Source organism: Colwellia sp. Bg11-28 (assembly GCF_002836245.1).
GTDB classification, from domain to species: Bacteria; Pseudomonadota; Gammaproteobacteria; order Enterobacterales; family Alteromonadaceae; genus Colwellia; species Colwellia psychrerythraea_A.
Genome location: NZ_PJBA01000006.1, coordinates 788,761 through 804,038, shown reverse-complemented (window position 1 = coordinate 804,038; position 15,278 = coordinate 788,761). Strand labels below are relative to the sequence as shown.

Sequence of the window (15,278 nt, the reverse complement as noted above, 5' to 3'; positions counted from 1 at the left end):
GAGCGAGAACAAACTTAGTTGATTTGGTATTATTAAAAGAAGGAATAAATGAATGCGTTGTGATTTTGTAAGAGCCTCGTTGTTATTACCCCTATTTCTCACAGTAGTACTGACTGCTTGTGATAGTAAATCTGATGGTAATGTGACGAATTATCCCCTTGATAGCTTAGTACAGCTTGATAAGGTGCAAAATGTAAATCAAAGCATAGATCTCCTTCTTCACTTCCCTTTTGATGTCGTTAGTCAAATAAAATGGCAACAAACGGCTGGCGAGTCGGTAGTAATTTTAGCAAAAACGAGTAAAGTTATTTCTTTTACGCCTATGCTAGCAGGCGATTACAGTTTTAGTGTCAGTTTTGTTCTCAATGATGGCATTGAGCAAACATTAAAGAAGAATATAACGGTTAATGATGACAACCATAAGTTAACCACACGTCTATCTCATGAAGCTTTAGCCGGTAATAAGGTGTCACTTCGTAGCCAACTTTCTGAAACGATTGATATCAACACGTTAACATGGCAACAAATAGAAGGTCCTAGTGTCACCCTAACCGCTGATAGTGGTGGTGAGTTAGCACTTTTTTTTGATGCTCCCCAAGTTGATGTCGATACCATTATTACCTTCGAGGCATCCGCCACAGATTCTGACAGTAATACCATTTATCGTGATCAGGTAGCGATACTCGTAGAGCCAGCTGCGGAAATAGGCAGTAATGCTTACTTTTCAGAGCGTAAAGCATCGGTTTTCGCTTATAACAGCAATAGCCCTTATGTTGATGATCTTGTTACTTGTATTTACTCTAATACCTTAACCAGTTCATGTACTTTGTCCCAAACACCTCTAATTGCAGAGGAAGTAAAAAGTTCATCAATGACACCTTCAATAGAGAGTATTATGGATCGTGTTGTGGTATCCCACCATTGGATGGGTGATAGATTTAAAGACTTTCTGAGTAATAATGATACCAACAACGATATCAAAAATTTGCTTAGAGCGACGACAGCAATTGTTATTTCTTATGATGTGCGCCCTTCATTTTATTGGGCGGCGACAGGTGCCATATATTTAGATGCAGAAAATTTTTGGTTAACTCCACAAGAGCGCGATACGATAAATGAAGCACCCGATTATCGGGCTGACTTTGGTAAAGACTTACAGTTCACTATGCCTTGGCGGTACGTAAAAGATAATGCCTCTGCAAGTAAAAGTTATAGTAAATCTGCACGGGTCACTCGAACAGCTACAGATGCTCTATATCGCTTAACATCATTAATGTACCATGAACTTGCTCATGCCAATGACTTTTTCCCAAGTAACGAATGGTATGTACATAGCAGCAATCAACGTGTGCTCGATGCAGCTGTCAGTACGACGTTTGAATCAGATGAACTTGCTATTACCTATCCACTAAAAAGCCAAGAAATGCGTAATTTAGCGCAAGTTAGTTTTGCTGGCGAGACCGCCAACCAGACACAAAAAAACTACTTACCAACAGATATTGAAGTTTTTTTTAGTCCAGAAGGTGCCTCAGACTTTTATGCTTACTCGAGTTTACGTGAAGATTATGCCATGTTGTTTGAAGAGTTAATGATGCAAAGCCGCTTTGCAGTAATACGTGATGTTGCCATTACCAATCAGCCAATAGGTGAAAGTATTTCCGCAGCTGATTATATTGTCACTTGGGGACAACGTGGCCGCATTGGTGACGATAAGTTAACAGATAGAGTACTTTTTAGTGCTAGTCGTGTATTACCCGAGTTTGATAGCCAAGCGGCAATAAACTTAGTACCTACTCCTATAGAAATGGTTGAAGGAAGTAATTGGTTTGATAATTTAACTATTAGCCCAATAGGAGCAAATGTTAGAAAAATGATGGGACAACGAAACAGCGTCTCAATTTTTACAGAATTTGCACAGCCATCGTCAGCAAACATTACACCTGAACAAGAAAATAATTTTAATCGGTATTATCAAAAACCTTTACCTCTGCACTAATGACCACATAATCTCTGAGTCAATACAGTTACTTTACCAACATAAAAAAACGCGATTAAATCATCGCGTTTTTTTATGTAAATTCTGTTCAATCCTACTTATCAACAAACTATTGAAGCGTTAGCACTTCTTTGATAAAAGGAATGGTAATTTTTCTTTGTTCTTGTATAGAAGCTTTGTCTAAGACATCAAGTGAGTTAATTAAACTGCCCATATCTCGGCTCAAGCGATTAAGTAAAAATTTGACTACTTCATCAGACAAAAACAAACCGCGTTGCGTGGCTCGGTATTGGAGGGCAATAACTTTTTCTTCATCATCAACAGGCTTAACTTGCTCAGTTAATCCCCAAGTAAGTCTCGACACTAAATCAGGTAAGCTTATACCTAACTGTTGGGCACTCTCATCACCTGAAATTAATAAGTAATTATTTTGTTCAAGCACTCTGTTAAATAAATCAAAAATGGCTTGTTGCCAGCGTGTATCGCCTGCAATCAAATGAATATCATCTAAACAGATTAAATCAATTTGCTCTAAGCCATCTAAAACTTCTACGGGTAATTGTTTTAACTCAGCACAAGATAAACATACAGAAGATTTTCCAATCTGCGCAGCATAAGTGCTGCTTGCATGCATTAGGTGTGATTTACCAACACTCGATAAGCCAAACAGGTAAAAACTGTGGGGCGTCGATTGTTGTGATTCTATATAGGACTTTAATTGAGTTACTACCCCCTGATTAATGTCACTTTTAAAACTATCAAACGTTTCATCATCAGGTAATTGTACCATCAACGTTAATTGAGCAACTTGCTTCATCTTTGCTCCCAATAAAAAACGGGAATTTTGGGTACAATCGTCAGTGGTGGTTTTGCTTCAGTTAATATTTGCAATTGATCATTCTTGGTAAGTTCATCGGCAGAGTCAGTATTTAAATTACTGTTATCCTCTCCCGTAGGGATAGTCTCTGGGATATTGCTATCTAGGAGACCTTCTTTATTTTTTACATTCGTTTGTGGGTTTTTAAGTTCATCTTTATTCGTATCAACAGTGCCTAAAACAGTAACCTGTACTTGACCATTAGCCTCGTTATTGAGGTCTATGCCTGCTTGATCTTGGCCATTGAATAGCTGAGTATTAAATTGTTGAATATGAGAAAAGCCATCGAGTTGACTGTCAAGTTGTTGCGTTAACTTATTGTTTAGCTTCAATGAGGCTAAAAATGATGCTTTTGAACCAATGAGATCTAACTTGAATTGACGTTCATCACCTTGAGCATTAATTAAAGTGACGGCTTTAACTGCAGACAAATCTTTTAAAAATTCAAATAATTGCATGTCACTTTTCAATGATGTGACATTTTTAACTTCAATAACAAAGTCATTTTCCGCTGTGGTAGATAATGCATAAGATTGATAAATTAACTCGGTAATGTCGGATAAGCCTTGTTCAATTAAACTGACTTTATCAATACCCTGATATTGTTGGGTATAAAGAACACCTTGAGTGAAAACACGCCAATCTAATACTTTAGGGAGAGCAAGTTCTTGCTGTTCACATAACAAGCCACACGCAGCATCACTTTCCGTAATAGCTGTTTCATTTTTTTCGCTATCAATAACTAAGCTTGAATCTGATACTCTCATGACCACAATAGTATCTGCAAAATAACGCTGCGAAGCTTGTAGGATTTGCTCAGGAAAATACCCCCAAAAGTCACTTAACACCACTTGTTCGTTATCGGTTAAGTCCATTAAAGGCATAACAATAGGTAAACCACGTTGTATTGAAAAGTCATTGATACTTGAAGGGATAATAGTATCTTCATCAGAAGCTACTATACTTCGGCTTGTGCCTTGCTCATCAATTAACCACAACAGTACTTGTGGGCGCAAGCTGCCCCATAACGGAAGATTCGCGTCTTTAAACAATTGATTTACTTTGTCTTCATTAAAGCTAACGACCAAACTCAGCTCTTCATCTTTTCGTTGGTAGTGATATTGACTAACGTAACTACTGGCTTTTCTTTGTGCTTTTTTCAACACATCATGTGTTAACACACCTTTTTTACCACCGACTTTTAAAAACACACCTTGCAGTGCTTTTTTTATTGCTTGTTGACGTTGCTCACGAGCTTGTGAATCGACGACAACATTGGCTTGGTACAGATCATTGACTTCAAGGGCTGCTAGACTAGGGCTAAGCAACGAGAATACCAGCATAATTATTACAAAAGGAAATCTAAACATATCGACTGAAAATTTTAAAAACTCTATGATTTTATATGTAATATCTTACCACATTGCCAGCAATTAATACCCGCAAATCTCAATAAATTCTTTGGAAATACCCCAATAAAAGAAAACAAGGCGAAGATACTGTTTATCGTCTTGAGTATGAGCCTTTGCACTGGTAGAATACGGCCCTTAAAATACTGTCGGTAATTTCTGAGGTTTCCCGTGAGCGAACAAAAACAGTCGTTAAGCTATAAAGATGCTGGTGTTGATATTGATGCTGGTAATGCGCTAGTTGAAAACATTAAAGGTGCGGTAAAACGCACAACACGCCCAGAAGTTATGGGTGGTTTAGGTGGTTTTGGTTCGGTATGTCAATTACCTACAGGTTATAAAGAACCTGTACTAGTTGCTGGTACCGATGGTGTAGGTACTAAATTACGTTTAGCAATCGATTTAGCTAAACACGATACTGTTGGTATCGATTTAGTGGCAATGTGTGTTAATGACCTTATTGTTCAAGGTGCTGAGCCATTATTCTTCCTTGATTATTATGCTACTGCCAAACTTGATGTTGCTGTCGCATCATCAGTTGTTGAAGGTATTGCTGAAGGTTGTATTCAATCTGGTTGTGCTCTTGTTGGTGGTGAAACTGCTGAAATGCCAGGTATGTACCACAAAGGTGATTATGATATCGCTGGTTTTTGTGTTGGTGTAGCTGAAAAGTCTCGTTTAATTGACGGTACTAATGTTGCTGCAGGCGATCAATTGATTGCGCTTGGTGCTTCAGGTCCTCATTCAAATGGTTTCTCCTTAATTCGTAAAGTATTAGAAGTAAACAACACTGATACTAATGAATTACTTGAAGGCAAGAAAATTGCTGACCATTTACTTGAACCAACAAAGATTTACGTTAAATCTGTACTTGAGTTACTTAAAAATGTAGATGTTCATGCACTTTCTCATATCACTGGTGGTGGTTTCTGGGAAAATATTCCACGTGTATTACCTGAAACAGCACAAGCTGTGATTAAAGGTGATAGCTGGCAATGGCCGAGCATCTTTAATTGGTTACAAGAAAATGGCAACATTACTGAACATGAGATGTACCGTACGTTCAACTGTGGTGTTGGTATGGTTATCGTAGTTCCTGCTGATAAAGTAGCACAAAGTATTGAAGTGCTAACTGCACATGGCGAAAATGCTTGGCACCTTGGCGAAATCGCTGATAAAGCTGACGGTGAAGAGCAAGTAGTTTTTGCTTAAGTAGCTAACGTACAAAGCATACAAAGTTATATTAAAGGGGCTATTTACTAGCCCCTTTAATTTATCACGACTTTATCAATCTTTTATAAACCTTTTATTAAGTAAAGTAGGAAAATATATGTCGAGCAAAATTTTAGTATTGATCTCTGGCGGTGGCACTAATTTACAAGCCATTATTGATGCCTGTACTGATAGTAATTATCCTGCAGAAATAGTTGGCGTAATATCCAATAAAGCCGATGCTTATGGCCTAACCCGTGCTAAAAATTCTGACATTACCGCTGTAGCGCTTTCTCATAAAGATTTTGCTAGCCGTGAAGATTACGATCAAGCACTTATCAAGGAAATTGATTGCTTTGATGCTGACTTAATCGTATTAGCTGGCTTTATGCGAATCCTTACACCAAGCTTTGTCCAGCATTTCCAAGGTAAACTGTTAAACATTCACCCTTCTCTTTTACCTAAATATCAGGGCTTAAATACACATCAACGCGCTATTGATGCCGGTGATGATGTACATGGTGTTAGTGTTCACTTTGTTACTGAAGAACTTGATGGTGGCCCAGTAATTCTTCAAGCCAAAGTGCCGGTATTTGAAGGCGATACCAGTGACGATTTAGCTGCTAGAGTTCATGAGCAAGAACATCGTATCTATCCACTAGTCGTAAAGTGGTTTGCTGAGAAAAGACTTAATATGCAAGACGAACATGCAGTATTAGATGGTAATATTCTACCTATTTCAGGTTATGCTGCTGATTAACCTAATTAGCTTAAACTCTTGAATACTGCTAGTTAAATAGGGTTATTTTAGTACTACTCGCTAAATGAAGTAACTCATCAAATAGTACAACAAATAGTACAACAAATAGTTACCAAGTTTTTGCTCTCCCCCAGACAGAAGCTGTTAGTATAAATGTATACTCATTGCTTCTGGTCTATTTGTTTATTATGCGAAAAATTTTCTCCTTACTTTTATTTACTCTGCCTTTACTAGCTTCCGCTACTGATATTGAAACGTCACCCTTACCAAAAGCCAAGCAACAACAAAACTCATTCGCTGAAACTATCCCTGCTTTTCGTGCAACTTATACGCTATTACGTAAATCAGATCCTGTAGGAAAAGCTATCAGAGAGTTAAGTTATCTTGGTGATGGTACAGTTAAATATCATTATGAAACTGATATAAGTTGGTTAATATTTTCTGATACACGTAGCGAAACATCTATTGTTGATATCAAAGAAAACCAAGTGATCCCTTTAAGTTATGACTATCAGCGTGAGGGAACAGGACGTGATAAGTACTATCAATGGCAGTATGATTTAGCAGGGAAAACAGCAACAGATCTGAAAAAAGATAAAAAAATATCTCTCGATTTTACTGACGGCCTGCTTGATAAACTGAGTTATCATCTACAAAATCGCATTGATTTAATTAACAACCCCGAACAAAAGCGGTTTGTATATCCCGTCATTAGTACAAAGGGATCTGTTAAAGATTATCAATATCTATATGATGGTAAAGAAGAACTAATTCTCCCCTATGGCCTAGTCAAAACTATTCGATTAAAACGTGAAATTGTTGAGAAAAAACGCATCACCTACGCTTGGTTTGCACCCGAGTTAGGTTACTTGTTGGTAAAGCTCTACCAAGTTAAAGGTGGCTCTGAACAATTTGAAGCACAATTATCAACACTTGAGCTTAAATAATCTAAGCCTTGTTCTTTACTCACCAATAAATTAACAATGTTTATTGGTGATGTTCCCAAATATTTTTCAAACACTATCTCCTAAATACGCTTTCCTAAAGAAAATAAACCATCAAATTAAATAAGCTGAACTCTGGATAATGAGTGCTTGATGCTTTAGTAAAATTAATAATTACTCATAGCTGATAATACCTTTCTTATGTCATTCCTCGCTGAGGTGACTCATAAATTCTGCAACATGCTTCTTGAATGATTACCGGTATATACCGAGTTGACAAGTACCTATTTAACCTTTATTAACTGTTATACCAATTGCACTAAGTAAGTGATCATTTTCAAATGACCTATACCCGTTACCATTCAAAGTGCAGGATTTCAGTGGAAATTAAAACAACTTTAGGCAAGACAAATAATTTAAGCATAGCCACTCTATGCTTAAGTTATTTAACGCCGAATAAAGTCATTTTAAACCCATCGAAGAAACACTTGAACAACATTACTTCATCGTTGCTGTGATTTATAATAGCGCTACATGGATGGAGCTTATTAGAGAATGCAGGAGCATATTCTCCTGAATAACTTTTATTTCACCACAGCGCCTTGAATTGAAATTGCTCAAGCACTCTGAAACCTGCATCTTGTTGGTGACGGGTATCAATATCCAATAACCTCGTTGCTTTCGATCCTAATAGCCAGCTATTGCTCAATTAAGCGCCTTATTCTTGAAAATTTATTTTCATTGAATTCTGTAACCTTAATTAATACAAATGGCATTACTGCTTTAATGCGGCTGGTATTATTTTGTTCAATAAATAGCAAATAATGCTTGAATAGTCATCAAATACATTATACTGTACGTTTATACAGTATAATTACATAACACGACTTAGCACGAGGCAAAACTATGTTCACGACCAATACAACCATCAATGCAAGTATCAATAATGCCATCAGTACTCCACTTGCAGAGCAAGCTTGGCTAAAGCTAGCTAATGTTGAAAACCATCAAGAATTGTCGTCGCATTATGTAAATATTTGTCAGCAACATAATCAAGAAAAAAAATGGGTACTTTTTATCAACCCAGAAGAATCTTCAATTGAGCAGTTAGCTCATACCCATGGTGTTGATATTTCAAAAGTGCTTTGTGTTAGTTTTAAGGGTAAGAATAAAGTGAATAATTTACTGGATTCAAAATCAGCTCATTTAGATATAGAGCAAATAAAGAATGTATTGTGTCGTGGGAATTGCTCAGCAGTTATTCTTTCAAACGCTTCATTTGACGTTGACGAAATGGCTGCTCTTGATAGTTGTGCTCGTTCAGGTGAAACGCACTGCGTACTACTTAAGAATAATAGAAAAAATGAAACCGTCTTAAATGGTCAAAAAATTCACTAAAACTGTATAATCCACCTAAAATAAAAAAGCCGTATTGTTATTAACAATACGGCTTTTAATTTTTATAACTGCCAGGCAAACATAGCTGGATAACTTACTTTTTTGACAGTCTTGTACGACATGGCTTTATAAAGTGTTTTTATACTTTATTATCCAACCAATGATTTACATTACGTGATAATACAGCCATTGGCACTGCGCCATTTAAAAGTACTACATCATGAAATTCTGCTAAATCAAATTTATCACCTAAGCGGGCTTTAGCTTGTTCTCTTAAACTTAATATTTTTAACATACCAAGCTTATAACCTAGCGCTTGACCCGGCCATGCCATGTAGCGCTCAATCTCTGCAACCACATCCGATTCAGCAGTACCTGTTTGCTCTGACATATAACTAATCGCTTGTTCTCGCGTCCAACGTTTATCATGCAATCCAGTATCAACAACCAAGCGTACTGCTCTAAATAATTCAGCTTGTAGACGACCTAAATCTCCGAAAGGGTCATTTTCATACATGCCGAGCTCATACGCGACTTGTTCTGAATAAAGAGCCCAGCCCTCAGTGTATGCGTTATAGGGTGCAATTCTACGTAAAAAAGGCAGCTCTGCTTGGTCTAAATTCAACGCAATTTGCCAGTGATGACCTGGATTTGCCTCATGATATGTTAGCGTTTTTAATCCAAATTTCGGATTAGCTTTCATATCTCTCAAATTAATCCAATAAATACCTGGTTTGCTACCATCTACAGCGGGTGATGTATATTGACCACCTGGAGCACCATCTTGCACTTCAACAGGGAAAGATTTCACTTCTACTTGATAACTTGGCGTAGTTCTAAATACTGGTGCCATTTTTGCTGTTACCTCAGTAATATAACCATTAATATCACTGAGTAATTCTTCACGTCCTGCTATTGAGTCTTCATATAAAAAGCGTGGCTCTTCATTTAACGCCACCATGCGCTCACCGACAGTGCCTTTTGTATAACCCTGAGCTAGTAATATTTCATTCATAACGCCGCTAATGCGCGCCACTTCATCCAAACCAATTTGATGAATTTGAGTCGGCGATAATTCACTATCCCCTAACTGCTTAATAGCATCTTGATAATAAACACTACCCTTTGGCTGCGCCCATATACCTGACTCAGAACGCGCTTCGCTCAATAACTGTTCACTGGCTTTTTCTACTGATTGGTAAGCGGGATATACCACTTGACTTACCTTAGCAATAACTTGAGTGATTAGAGACTGCTTTTGCTCTGTAGTAAGTGAGTCAACCTTTTCAATTTTCTCACGAAAAACATTCACGAATGGATGTTGTTCTGCAGATCTACTGGTAAAGCCTTTCAAATATTTAATAGCACCTTGTAAGGTTACTTTTGAAGGTAACCAGTTTTGGGCTGCATCTGCCGTTTGCTTTTCAATAATAGTTGCTGCAAGTTTATCAAACTGCCCTAAACGCGCGATGTAATCTAATGCTTCTTTTTCTGTAGTAATTGGCTGATCATTTTGCATCACCCTTGGGATATCAATTAATGGACCATTAATTTGATTAACAATAAAAGGAGAAAGCCCCATCCATGTATCAATATAACCAATATTAAAATTGGGCTCTCCAGCAAAATAGCGCGTAAGCCCTGCCATAACTTGTTGGTTATTCTTTGTTGTTATATCGGCATCATCTAGCTTGATACCAGCAATAGTATTTGATATGGATAATAACTCTGCTCTTAATTGCTTTTCATTTTCAGGGCTATAGAACTCCATATCACTACTGATGACTTGTCCTATATCTTTTTGAGATAGACCATACATGGTTGCTGATAAAGCTCGTTGCTTAAAAAGACTCTGTTTAGCTTGCAGATATAACGAAGCCAATTGTTGCTTTGAGCTGATCACTTGTTTAGGTTCCGAAGTTTCAGAAGCCGTACTTGTTTTAGTTTCCGCCACAACAGTATTATTCTCATTGCATGCGCTCAAGCCTAATGCAGCAATAACCGCACTAGCCAATAAGCTGCTTTTTAAATTCTTATTCATATTTTCCTCAGAAATGCGATTAGCACTATGGTTTATTATTATTTTAATTATTTTTCAGCTTTACATCGAATTTTATTTCACAGCGATTAGAACAAATGAAATCAAGATTGTAAACAGTATACAATCTTGATTAATAAATAATAGACTCTAACATTGTTCAAAAAACGAACAGATATAGTTGGGGATAGCATGAAATATCTGATATAATCCCGCGCCCGCTATTTGCGGCGCAGCGATTTAGATTCGGTTAACCCCAATGGGAATGGTGATATGACTTCAGTAAAAAAACAAATAATTTCGAAGACTCAACAGGGATTGTTTGATTATCCAAAATACTGGGCTGAGTGCTACGGCACAGCACCTTTCTTACCTATGTCTCGCAAAGAAATGGACATACTCGGCTGGGATAGCTGCGACATTATTATTGTAACTGGTGATGCATATGTTGATCACCCAAGTTTTGGTATGGCTATTATCGGTCGTATGCTAGAAGCACAAGGTTTTAGAGTCGGCATAATCGCACAGCCCGCATGGGATTCAAAAGATGCCTTTATGGAATTAGGAAAGCCTAATTTATTTTTTGGTGTTACTGCGGGTAACATGGACTCAATGATTAACCGATATACCGCCGAGCGCAGAATGCGTCATGATGATGCCTATACCCCAAATGATGAGGGTGGTAAACGTCCTGATCGTGCGGTAACAGCGTACACTCAACGTTGTAAAGAAGCCTTTAAAGGCGTTCCTGTAATTATTGGCGGTATAGAAGCAAGTTTGCGTAGAATTGCCCATTATGATTATTGGTCGGACAAAGTACGCCGCTCTGTTTTATTTGACTCAAAAGCAGATTTATTAGTTTTTGGTAATGCCGAACGCCCGTTAGTTGAAATTGCTCATCGCATTGCCCGTGGTGAAGATGTTAAGACTATTACCGATGTTAGAGGCAGTGCATTTTTAACCAATCAGGCACTCCCTGGTTGGCAAGGCATTGATTCGCGTGATATAGACAGACCAGGTAAAATTGATCCTATTTATAGCCCTTATGAAGAAATCACCCCTGAATCATGTAGTGATAATGAGGCGCAAACAGCAGCCGCTATCTCTGATAATGATATAACGAAAACGGCACAGCCTATCGAAATGGCTGATTACCGTAATAAAACGTGGGATAAAAAAGCTAAACCTTGGGAAACAACTTACATTAATTTACCTACTTTCGAACAGGTAAAAGAAAACAAAGTTCTTTATGCTCATGCATCCCGAATTTTTCATCAAGAAGTTAACCCTACCTCGGCAAAGCCATTGGTTCAAAGCCATGGTACTCGCCTTATATGGCTAAACCCACCCGCTAAACCTTTATCAACTGAAGAAATGGATGGTGTATTTGGTCTTGAATATAAACGCGTACCCCACCCTAGCTATGGTAAAGCGAAAATCCCCGCTTATGATATGATCAAGACATCGATTAATATCATGCGTGGTTGTTTTGGTGGTTGTACTTTCTGTTCAATTACCGAACATGAAGGACGCATTATTCAAAGTCGTTCTCATGAGTCTATTATCAATGAAATCGAAGATATTAGAGAAAAAGTCCCTGGTTTTACTGGCGTAATCTCAGATCTTGGTGGCCCAACCGCCAATATGTATCAGCTCAATTGTAAAAGTGAAAAAGCAGAAGCGACTTGTCGAAAACCTTCATGTGTTTGGCCAACCATTTGTGGTCACTTAGATACCGATCATACGCCAACAATAGAGTTATACCGTAAAGCACGTAAAGTAAAAGGCATTAAGAAAGTACTAATCGCTTCAGGTGTTCGTTACGATTTAGCCATTGAACATCCTGAATATGTGCAAGAATTAGCAACTCATCATGTTGGTGGTTATTTAAAGATAGCCCCAGAACATACCGAGCAAGGCCCGCTTGATAATATGATGAAACCTGGCATGGGTAGCTATGATAAATTTAAAGAAATGTTTGATCATTACTCGAAACTTGCGGGTAAAAAACAGTACTTAATCCCTTACTTTATTTCTGCCCACCCTGGCACGACAGATAAAGATATGGTTAATCTCGCACTTTGGCTAAAAGAAAACAATTTCAAGTTAGATCAGGTGCAAAATTTTTACCCTTCACCTTTAGCTAATGCCACAACCTTGTACCATACCGAGCTAAATTCGTTACGTAATGTAACCACTAAAAACTTAGCTAAAGAAGATGGAAAAATTAACGTACCTAAAGGCACCATCCAACGCCGCTTACACAAAGCTATATTGCGTTACCACGATCCAGCTAACTGGGCACAGATTCGACAAGCCTTAACTAAAATGGGCTTAACGAAACTTATTGGTTCTGCACCAAATTGTCTTGTGCCAAGAGAAACACGTGGCGAGCAACAATTAGCAAACAAAGATAGACAGGGTAAAAATAATTCACAAGGTTTTAAAACCAGCCCAGGTCAAAATAAGCCTAAGTCAGAACAAGGTAATGGAAAAAAGAAGAAAACGCCAATGCACAAAAAAGGTCTAACACGCTTTTCTGATAACCAATTTAGTGATAGAAAAAAGAGTAAATAATATTTAATATTATACCCAAGCTACCTGAAGATGCAGGTTTCAGCTGGAATTAGAAATGCCTTTAGGTAAGGCATTGATTGAAGAGAAGGGTTGCCCCCTTGTCGAAATCAATAACGCAGCATAAAGCGTTTCTAAACCAGCCCTGCGGGAACGTCCGAACAAACCATGCTCTTCGTTGCCTCCTTTTTTAAGGGAATAACCCTAATAAAAGGAGGCGCCTTGATCATGAATAGCTCAGACGTCCTGAAACACGCATCTTCAAGTGGCTTGGGTATATAAACGAGCTAACCTATTTAGCTCGTTTATTTGATTTATTTACACTACGCCTTACTTAGAAATTTTATTAACTATTATTGTCTTGTCGTGTATAATCGCGCGCAATATTTTATCGGTAAATTTACTGTTTTATTTGATTCAGTAAACATCAACATTCGACGGAACACATCATGCTAGCAGCAAATAATATAACCCAGCAGTTTGGCGCTAAGCCATTGTTTGAAAATATCTCACAAAAATTTGGTGGCGGTAACCGTTATGGTCTAATCGGCGCAAATGGTTGTGGCAAATCTACCTTCATGAAGATTTTAGGTGGTGATTTAGAGCAAACGTCTGGTAACGTTAATCTTGATACGGGTGAACGTTTGGGTAAATTACGCCAAGACCAGTTCGCTTTTGAAGAAAACAGTGTTATTGATACTGTGATCATGGGCCATACCGAGTTATGGGCAGTAAAAGAAGAACGTGACCGTATTTATGCTTTGCCTGAAATGAGCGAAGCTGATGGTATGAAAGTGGGTGATTTAGAGTCAGAGTACGCTGAAATGGATGGTTACAGTGCTGAAAGTCGTGCTGGTGAATTGTTAATCGGTGTAGGTATTCCTGTTGAGCAACATTACGGGTTAATGAGCGAAATCGCTCCTGGCTTTAAGTTACGTATATTACTAGCTCAGGCACTCTTTTCAAATCCTGATATTTTGTTACTTGATGAGCCAACCAACAACTTAGATATTCACACTATCCAATGGTTAGAAGAAACGTTAAATGAACGTAATTCAACCATGATCATCATTTCCCATGATAGACATTTTTTAAACAGTGTTTGTACTCATATGGCCGATTTAGATTATGGCGAACTGTGTGTTTTTCCTGGTAACTATGACGAATACATGTTGGCTGCTACACAAGCAAGAGCCCGCTTATTGTCAGATAACGCTAAGAAAAAGGCACAAATTGGTGAACTTCAAGCCTTCGTTGCCCGTTTCTCTGCTAACGCATCAAAAGCAAAACAAGCGACTTCTCGCGCCAAGCGAATTGATAAAATTCAATTAGATGAAGTCAAACCATCTAGTCGTAGTAATCCGTTTATTCGTTTTGAGCAAGAGAAGAAATTATTCCGTAATGCTTTAGTTATTGAAAAGTTGAATAAAAGCTTTGATGGTAACTCTGTACTTAAAGACATTTCAGCATTAATTGAAGTCGGTGAACGTATCGCTATTATCGGTGAAAATGGCATTGGTAAAACCACGCTTTTACGTACGTTAATGAACGAAGTAGCTTACCAGCAAGATTCAGGTGAGTTTACTTGGTCTGAAAATGTCAATATCGGTTATTATGCACAGGATCATGAGTTTGAATTTGAAAATGACATGACCTTATTTGACTGGATGAGCCAATGGCGTCAACCAACTGATGACGAGCAAGCTGTTCGTGGTTATTTAGGTCGTTTGCTTTTCTCTGCCGATGATATTAAAAAGTCAATTAAAGTCTTATCTGGTGGTGAAAAAGGTCGTATGCTGTTTGGTAAGCTAATGATGCACAATCCTAATATATTGCTGCTTGATGAGCCAACCAACCACATGGATATGGAATCGATTGAATCATTGAATATGGCGTTAGAGCAATACGAAGGGACGCTTTTATTCGTTAGTCACGACAGAGAGTTTGTTTCAACCATCGCTACCCGTATTATTGAAATAACCAAAGACGGTTATATCGATTTTGCTGGCACTTACGATGAGTACTTAGCAAGCCAAGTTTAAGTTTACGTTCAAAATATTTATCGGCTAT

10 protein-coding genes are annotated in these 15,278 nt (G+C 37.9%); 7 read left to right on the top strand and 3 right to left on the bottom strand.

Annotated elements, in window-relative coordinates; all coding sequences use genetic code 11:
* Positions 1-52: 52 nt before the first annotated feature.
* Entirely contained in the window at positions 53-1,996 is a 1,944-nt protein-coding gene (locus CXF79_RS10470; protein ID WP_101154876.1) for a hypothetical protein, read from the top strand.
* Positions 1,997-2,105: 109 nt separating this feature from the next.
* On the opposite strand, the gene hda is transcribed toward CXF79_RS10470, so the two are convergent.
* Both hda and CXF79_RS10460 read right to left on the bottom strand, forming a co-directional pair.
* On the bottom strand, positions 2,106-2,813 hold the full coding sequence (hda, locus tag CXF79_RS10465; protein ID WP_011043977.1) for a DnaA regulatory inactivator Hda: 708 nt from the start codon (positions 2,811-2,813) through the stop codon (positions 2,106-2,108).
* On the bottom strand, positions 2,810-4,216 hold the full coding sequence (locus tag CXF79_RS10460; protein ID WP_232769137.1) for a DUF2066 domain-containing protein: 1,407 nt from the start codon (positions 4,214-4,216) through the stop codon (positions 2,810-2,812). The genes hda and CXF79_RS10460 overlap by 4 nt, the downstream gene beginning before the upstream one ends.
* Before the next feature lie 237 nt (positions 4,217-4,453).
* On the opposite strand from CXF79_RS10460, the gene purM reads away from it, so the two are divergent.
* The 4 genes from purM (at position 4,454) to CXF79_RS10440 (ending at position 8,596) form a co-directional block, all read left to right on the top strand.
* Positions 4,454-5,494, top strand: a complete 1,041-nt coding sequence (gene purM, locus CXF79_RS10455; RefSeq protein ID WP_011043979.1) for a phosphoribosylformylglycinamidine cyclo-ligase — start codon at positions 4,454-4,456, stop codon at positions 5,492-5,494.
* A gap of 118 nt (positions 5,495-5,612) precedes the next feature.
* On the top strand, positions 5,613-6,254 hold the full coding sequence (purN, locus tag CXF79_RS10450; protein ID WP_101154874.1) for a phosphoribosylglycinamide formyltransferase: 642 nt from the start codon (positions 5,613-5,615) through the stop codon (positions 6,252-6,254).
* Between the two features lie 188 nt (positions 6,255-6,442).
* Positions 6,443-7,201, top strand: a complete 759-nt coding sequence (locus tag CXF79_RS10445; RefSeq protein ID WP_101154873.1) for a DUF3108 domain-containing protein — start codon at positions 6,443-6,445, stop codon at positions 7,199-7,201.
* Between the two features lie 903 nt (positions 7,202-8,104).
* Positions 8,105-8,596: a hypothetical protein gene (locus tag CXF79_RS10440; protein ID WP_101154872.1), complete on the top strand. Its 492-nt coding sequence runs from the start codon at positions 8,105-8,107 to the stop codon at positions 8,594-8,596.
* A gap of 139 nt (positions 8,597-8,735) precedes the next feature.
* On the opposite strand, the gene CXF79_RS10435 is transcribed toward CXF79_RS10440, so the two are convergent.
* Positions 8,736-10,637 carry a DUF885 domain-containing protein gene (locus CXF79_RS10435; protein ID WP_101154871.1) on the bottom strand — a complete coding sequence of 634 codons (1,902 nt, stop codon included), beginning with the start codon at positions 10,635-10,637 and terminating at the stop codon, positions 8,736-8,738.
* Between the two features lie 270 nt (positions 10,638-10,907).
* On the opposite strand from CXF79_RS10435, the gene CXF79_RS10430 reads away from it, so the two are divergent.
* Together CXF79_RS10430 and CXF79_RS10420 are read left to right on the top strand one after the other, a co-directional pair.
* Positions 10,908-13,211, top strand: a complete 2,304-nt coding sequence (locus CXF79_RS10430) for a YgiQ family radical SAM protein (protein WP_041737056.1) — start codon at positions 10,908-10,910, stop codon at positions 13,209-13,211.
* Between the two features lie 446 nt (positions 13,212-13,657).
* Positions 13,658-15,250, top strand: coding sequence for an ABC-F family ATPase (locus CXF79_RS10420; protein ID WP_101154870.1), 1,593 nt, complete (start codon positions 13,658-13,660; stop codon positions 15,248-15,250).
* Positions 15,251-15,278 lie beyond the last annotated feature (28 nt).

Excerpts from the sequence above, each read along its gene's own strand:
- CXF79_RS10470 (WP_101154876.1), top strand. The coding sequence starts at position 53 with ATGCGTTGTGATTTTGTAAGAGCCTCGTTGTTATTACCCCTATTTCTC.
- hda (WP_011043977.1), bottom strand. The coding sequence starts at position 2,813 with ATGAAGCAAGTTGCTCAATTAACGTTGATGGTACAATTACCTGATGAT.
- CXF79_RS10460 (WP_232769137.1), bottom strand. The coding sequence starts at position 4,216 with ATGCTGGTATTCTCGTTGCTTAGCCCTAGTCTAGCAGCCCTTGAAGTC.
- purN (WP_101154874.1), top strand. The coding sequence starts at position 5,613 with ATGTCGAGCAAAATTTTAGTATTGATCTCTGGCGGTGGCACTAATTTA.
- CXF79_RS10445 (WP_101154873.1), top strand. The coding sequence starts at position 6,443 with ATGCGAAAAATTTTCTCCTTACTTTTATTTACTCTGCCTTTACTAGCT.
- CXF79_RS10440 (WP_101154872.1), top strand. The coding sequence starts at position 8,105 with ATGTTCACGACCAATACAACCATCAATGCAAGTATCAATAATGCCATC.
- CXF79_RS10435 (WP_101154871.1), bottom strand. The coding sequence starts at position 10,637 with ATGAATAAGAATTTAAAAAGCAGCTTATTGGCTAGTGCGGTTATTGCT.
- CXF79_RS10430 (WP_041737056.1), top strand. The coding sequence starts at position 10,908 with ATGACTTCAGTAAAAAAACAAATAATTTCGAAGACTCAACAGGGATTG.
- CXF79_RS10420 (WP_101154870.1), top strand. The coding sequence starts at position 13,658 with ATGCTAGCAGCAAATAATATAACCCAGCAGTTTGGCGCTAAGCCATTG.